We start from the raw sequence: 6,312 nt of genomic DNA, 5'->3' as shown, positions 1-6,312 counted from the left end.
ACCATGATCGCAAGCCGTTTTATGCGCAGGCATGGGTATGGCTCGCGCAGTCCAGGATGCTGTTGAGCCGGCTGAAGTAGATTTCTTCTACACCCTCCGAAAGAAAGTCACYAAAGAAAGGGCGACCCTACAGCCTGCGTCCCCACTCGCCCGTTGGGCGATTGGGGCAACCTGCGGTGCTCGCGTCCAGCGGGGTCTCGCTCCAACTCGCTTCACTGCGTTGCGCTCAGACAATCGCGAGCCCTTATCCGCTGGCCGCTGCGCTCCTCGGCGCATCCTGAAGGGATGGGGGAGAGGACATCCACACGGGCCATCGCTGCGCTCGGCCCGCCTGCGCAGCGCGTGGCGCTTGCGCCCGCGCGTTCGNCGGCGCATCCTGAAGGGATGGGGGAGAGGACATCCACACGGGCCATCGCTGCGCTCGGCCCGCCTGCGCAGCGCGTGGCGCTTGCGCCCGCGCGTTCGRGGCCGAGCAACGCGATGGCCCGTGTGGCTGTTCGGCTGTTGGGATGTTCGGCTCCCACCCCCTGTGGCTGCGCCTGCGTCGGGGCGGTTGCGGGGTGAGCATGCGCGTCGAAGCGCGCATGCTTAGTCATCTAGCTCGCCGTGGCTGTCTGAACGTAGCGCCGCCGGCGCGCAGTGAGTTCCACGGCGCACCCCGCAACCGCCCCGACGCAGGTCTGCCCCGTAGCGCAGCGAAGGGGTCGCAGACTGGGGGTCGCCCTTTCTTTGGTGACTTTCTTTCGGCGACGCGAAAGAAAGTTACCGCGCCGCCGGGCGCGCACCCCGGCTCCCGCCCTCAGCACAGGCATGCCGCCAAATCAGCGAGCTAGCGAGCAGCGCCCAGGTTTCGACAAGCTCAACCCGAACGGAAAGCGGGCGATTTATAGGCACAGGCTTCGACAGGCTCAGCCCCAACGGCGGATAAGAAGCAAACCAAGCCAAAAGCAACCAGCCCCTCACTCCCCCACCAACTCCTTCACCTGCTGCAACGCCGCCGGATCCTCCATCGTCGTCAAATCCCCCGGATCCCTCCGCTCCGCCACCGCCTGCAACGCCCGCCGCAGCAACTTCCCACTGCGCGTCTTGGGCAGCACCGTCACAAAATACACCCGCGCCGGCCGCGCCACCGCACCCAGCAGGCCATCCACCTGCTTCATCACCTCGCCCTCCAGCCTCAGCCGCGCAGCGTCGTCCACCAACGCAGACGCATCCCGCGCCACCGCAAACGCGATCGCCACCTGGCCCTTGAGCGCATCGGCAATCCCCACCACCGCCACCTCGGCAATATTGGGGTGCGCAGAAATGCTCTCCTCGATCTCCCGCGTGCCCAGGCGGTGCCCTGCGACGTTGATCACGTCATCCGTACGGCCCAGAATGAAGTGGTATCCATCGGCATCCCGAATCCCCCAGTCGAACGTGCTGTAGATCAGCCGGCCAGGAATGCTCTTCCAGTAGGTATTGACGAAGCGCGCATCGTCGCGCCACACGGTCTGCATGCAGCCGGGGGGCAAGGGGCCTTCGATGGCGACCACGCCCTTTTGATCGGGGCCCGTCAGCTCTTGCCCCGTGGACTCGTCGATCAGCTTCACGTCGTAGCCGTACATCGCCTTGCCCGGGCTGCCAAAACGGGTGGTCTGCGGTTCCACGCCGTTGGCCAGGGTCAGGATGGGCCAGCCGGTCTCGGTCTGCCAGTAGTTGTCGATGATGGGCACCTGCAGGGCGTGGCTGATCCACTGCGCAGTGGGCTCATCCAGCGGCTCGCCCGCCAGCCATAGGGCCTTGAGGCTTTTGACGTTGTACTGGGCAAGGTAGGCCGGGTCCTGCTTCTTGAGCACCCGCACCGCCGTGGGGGCCGAGAACATGTGCGTCACCTGGTACTTCTCGACGATGCTCCACCACACGCCCGCGTCGGGCCGCGTGGGCAGGCCCTCGTACATGATGGTGGTCATGCCGGCGATGAGCGGGCCGTAGACGATGTAGCTGTGCCCCACCACCCAGCCGATGTCGCTGGTCGCGAAAAAGACCCCCGCGCCGCGCGTCTCACGCGTGCCAGGTCCGTCGCTGTCACTCAAGGGGGCCGCGCTGTCACCTGCGCGCGGCCCGGCATCAAAGATGTGCTTCATGCTCGCAGCCAGCGCCACCGCGTATCCGCCGGTGTCGCGCTGCACGCCCTTGGGCTTGCCGGTGGTGCCGCTGGTGTACAGCGTGTAGCTGGGGTGAGTGGATTCGACCCATTCGCAGGGCACCACGGTGTCCAGGTGCTGTTCACGCAGCGACGCCCAGTCGTGGTCACGGCCAGGCTGCAGGTGCATGGGGGCCAGGCCCCGGTTCACCAGCAGCACCGCCGAGGGCTTGTGCTTTGACAGCGCAATCGCTTCGTCCAGCAGCGGCTTGTACGGCACTACCTTGCCGTTGCGCGACCCCGCATCGGCGCTGACCACGGCCACGGGCTCGGCATCTTCGATGCGCGACGCCAGCGAGCCCGCCGCAAAGCCGCCGAATACTACCGAGTGCAGCGCGCCGATGCGCACACAGGCCAGCATGGCAAAGGCCGCCTCGGCAATCATGGGCATGTAGATGAGCACACGGTCGCCCTTCTTGACGCCCAGCGCCTTCAGCACCGCGGCCATGCGCTGCACCTCGGCATGCAGCTCGGCAAAGGTGTAGCTGCGCTCGGTGTCGGTTTCGGTAGAGATCGCCACCAGTGCAGGTTGCGTCGCCCGCCCGGCGAGGTGCCGATCTACCGCGTTGTGGCACAGGTTGGTGGTGCCGCCCACGAACCACTTGGCAAACGGAGGGTTGCTGTAGTCGCACACCTGCTGATGCGGGGTCTGCCAGTCGATCAGCTGGGCTTGTTCAGCCCAGAAGGCGTCGCGCTGGTCGATGGACTGACGATAGAAGTCGGCGTAGCGGCTCATGGTGTGTGTCTCCTCGGCATCTCGGGTGCCTGCCTGATGGCTGGTTTTGAATTCATAATTATTCATGACGGCCTTGCGGCAAGCTGACGCAGGGTTTGGGCGCCCGGGGTCTTCAGCATCACTTTGGTTTGCGCAGATCCTGTACAGGTTCGGATGCCTGCGGCGACCAGTATCGTTTTCCAGTCTGGTACCTGTTTTCGTGTCATTCGGCCGTGAGGGACTGCAGCGAAGCTGACCCTGCTATGTCCCAGGGCGGACTCCCTGTATCTGGGTTGCCTGTCGCCAATGGCATTTCACGGGGCAGTTGCGAACTTGCCAACTTGCCACGGCCAAAGGTCACATCCGCCATTGCAAGCCAGGCGATCCATCACGACCCGCATGTGGATAGTTGAAATCGAAATATCCAACGCGCCCCCCACAACACCTACATTCCGAGTCCAGGGACCACAGCGCCCGTTTCACGCCTTCCACCAGCCGCCGTCCAATCAACGCAGCCCGTTCGCTTCACAGTCCACAGCCTCACCATGAGCACATCCCCCGTCGCCACGCACGCGTCCGCCCAAGACCCGGCTGCGCAGCAGCGCCCTGCCCCCGTCACCTTCGGCGAAGCCTTCCGGTTCTGGCTCAAGCTGGGTTTCATCAGCTTCGGCGGTCCGGCCGGGCAGATCGCGATCATGCATGCCGAGCTGGTGGAGCGCCGCCGCTGGATCAGCGAGACGCGCTTTCTGCACGCGCTCAACTACTGCATGCTGCTGCCCGGCCCGGAGGCCCAGCAGTTGGCCACCTACATCGGCTGGCTGCTGCACCGCACCTGGGGCGGCATCGTGGCGGGCGCGCTGTTCGTGCTGCCGTCGCTGTTCATCCTGATTGCGCTGTCGTGGGTGTACTTGCGCTTTGGCGATGTGCCGGTGGTTGCGGGCATTTTCTATGGCATCAAGCCCGCCGTGACGGCGATGGTGCTGCATGCAGCGCACCGCATCGGCACGCGGGCGCTCAAGAACGGCTGGATGTGGGGCATTGCCGCAGCGTCGTTCGTCGCGATCTTCGCGTTCGACACGCCCTTCCCCGCCATCGTGCTGGCTGCGGGCTTGGTGGGCTACTTCGGTGCGCAGCGCTGGCCCGCGGTGTTTGCGCTGGGGGGTGGGCACGCCAAGGCACACCAGGGCTACGGCTCGGCGCTCATCGACGACGACACGCCCACACCCGCACACGCCCGGTTTTCGCGCATCCATCTGGCCAAAGTGCTCGCGGCCGGCCTGGCGCTGTGGCTGGCGGCCATGGCGCTGCTGGTGGCCACGCAGGGATGGCAGGGCACGCTCACGCAGATGGGCTGGTTCTTCACCAAGGCGGCCATGTTGACCTTCGGCGGCGCCTATGCCGTGCTGCCGTATGTGTACCAGGGCGCGGTGGAACACTACCAGTGGCTCAGCGGGCCGCAGATGATCGACGGGCTGGCACTGGGGGAGACCACCCCCGGCCCGCTGATCATGGTGGTGGCGTTCGTTGGCTTCGTGGGCGCATGGCTGCAGCAGGTGTGGGGCGCCGATGCACTGTTTGCCGGCGCGGCTGCCGGTGCGGTGGTGGTGACCTTCGTCACGTTCTTGCCTTCGTTTATCTTCATCCTGGCGGGCGGCCCGCTGGTGGAAGCCACACACGGCAAGCTCGGCTTCACCGCGCCGCTGTCGGCCATCACGGCTGCGGTGGTGGGGGTGATCCTGAACCTGGCGCTGTTTTTTGCCTACCACCTGCTGTGGCCCAAAGGCTTCGGCGGCCCGTTTGACGCAGTGTCTGCCCTGATTGCGGTGGCGGCAGGTGTGGCGCTGTTCCGGTTCAAGATCGGCGTGCTGACCCTGCTGGGAGGTTGCGGTCTGGTGGGGCTGGCGGTGGTGCTCCTCAGACCTTGGCTAGCGTGACTGTTCGACCCGGTGGCCCCATGACCTTTGGACTGTGGCTGCTCAGCCCGAATGAGCCGTTCAGAAGCTGCATCACACAGGCCAGACTGAGGCTTCGCGGCGCTCGGGTGGCTGACTGCGCTGCGTCTTTTGACATACGCCGTCTGCTCGATAATGCGGGGATACCCCCAGCATCACGCTGGCTGGTGGCTGTGCCCGCCCCCGCGGCCGTTGCAGCAGGCAGATCAACTTTTCTACCGGTATGGTAGGTCGCCACAGGAGCGAATTGGGATGGCGCTGCATATCGAAGACATTGGCAGGCAACTGGAAGTGGTGGCCAAGATCCCCGGCATTTCGGCGATTTTGAAGCTGCTGCGTGACCAGACCGGCATGCGTTTCGTGGGCCTGGCCCGCGTCACCCCAGACCGCTGGATCACCTGCGCAGTGCTCGACGAGGGCGGGTTCGGGCTGGTGCCCGGCGACGAACTCGATGTCCACACCACCATCTGCAAGGCGCAACTGAACGGGCCGGACACCGTCGTTTTTGACGATGCCGACGCAGACCCCATCTACCGCAGCCACCCGGCGCCGCAGCTGTACGGGTTCAAAAGCCACATGTCGGCGGCGATCCGCCTGAACGACGGCAGCTATTTCGGGTCGCTGTGTGTGCTCGATCCTGATCCGGTGGTCGTCAACAACGAGCGCAACATCGGCATGCTGGAAGGCATGGCAGCGCTGGTGGGGCGGCTGCTCGACGAGAGCTTTGCGCATGGCGCCACCCTGCAGGCACTGAACGAGGAAAAAGCCGCGGGCTTCTCGCGCGAGCAGTTTCTGGCCGTGGTGGCGCACGACCTTCGCAACCCCCTGGCGACCATGCATGTGGCCAGCGAGCTCTTGACCCGAAGTCCTGACGCCGCCATGGGCCGCATCGGCAAACGCCTGCGCGGCAGCGCCGCCCGGATGACGGGGCTGGTGGACGACCTGGTGGACTTTGCACGTGGGCGGGCGGGCTCTGCCATGCCCATCCGCATGTCGGCCTGCCACGACCTTGACGCCATCCTGGAGCCGGTGGTGCAGGAGATCAGGGACATCCACCCCACCCGGAACATCCGCTCGGACCTCCAGTTGGGCGGCCCGGTATGGTGCGATCCGGCGCGGCTTCAGCAGCTGGTGTCCAACCTGCTCGGCAACGCAGTCACCTACAGCGCCGCAGACTCGCAGATCGTGGTGCAGGGCACCGTGCAGGACGGCGAGGCCACGGTGGCCGTGACCAACTGGGGCAACACCATCGCCCCGGACCGCATCGACTGCATTTTTGCGGCCTACACGCGCGACAGCGCCTTGTGCGAGGACACCAGCTTGGGCCTGGGGCTGCACATCTGCCAACTGATCGCGTCGGCACATGGCGGCACGCTCAGCGCCAGCTCGGATGCATCTGCCGGAACCCGGTTTGCGATGCGCTGGCCGTCGAGCGCCGGCCGCTGACCGCTGACCTTCAG

Annotated in this window: 3 protein-coding genes; 2 read left to right on the top strand and 1 reads right to left on the bottom strand. The window is 65.7% G+C overall.

Annotated elements, in window-relative coordinates:
- Nucleotides 1-959: 959 nt before the first annotated feature.
- Nucleotides 960-2,921, bottom strand: a complete 1,962-nt coding sequence (locus tag ASF16_RS16060; protein ID WP_056169034.1) for a propionate--CoA ligase — start codon at nt 2,919-2,921, stop codon at nt 960-962.
- 524 nt (nt 2,922-3,445) lie between these two features.
- Between ASF16_RS16060 and chrA the strand changes: the two genes are divergently transcribed.
- Both chrA and ASF16_RS16050 read left to right on the top strand, forming a co-directional pair.
- Nucleotides 3,446-4,834, top strand: coding sequence for a chromate efflux transporter (gene chrA / locus ASF16_RS16055; RefSeq protein WP_056169029.1), 1,389 nt, complete (start codon nt 3,446-3,448; stop codon nt 4,832-4,834).
- 270 nt (nt 4,835-5,104) lie between these two features.
- Nucleotides 5,105-6,298, top strand: coding sequence for a GAF domain-containing sensor histidine kinase (locus ASF16_RS16050; protein ID WP_056169027.1), 1,194 nt, complete (start codon nt 5,105-5,107; stop codon nt 6,296-6,298).
- Nucleotides 6,299-6,312: the final 14 nt, after the last annotated feature.

It is taken from the genome of Acidovorax sp. Leaf78, assembly GCF_001422735.1.
Lineage (GTDB): Bacteria > Pseudomonadota > Gammaproteobacteria > Burkholderiales > Burkholderiaceae_C > Acidovorax.
This window is presented reverse-complemented; position numbering and strand designations above follow the sequence as displayed.

Coding starts and splice junctions, on each gene's coding strand:
- ASF16_RS16060 (WP_056169034.1), bottom strand. CDS start 2,921: ATGAGCCGCTACGCCGACTTCTATCGTCAGTCCATCGACCAGCGCGAC.
- chrA (WP_056169029.1), top strand. CDS start 3,446: ATGAGCACATCCCCCGTCGCCACGCACGCGTCCGCCCAAGACCCGGCT.
- ASF16_RS16050 (WP_056169027.1), top strand. CDS start 5,105: ATGGCGCTGCATATCGAAGACATTGGCAGGCAACTGGAAGTGGTGGCC.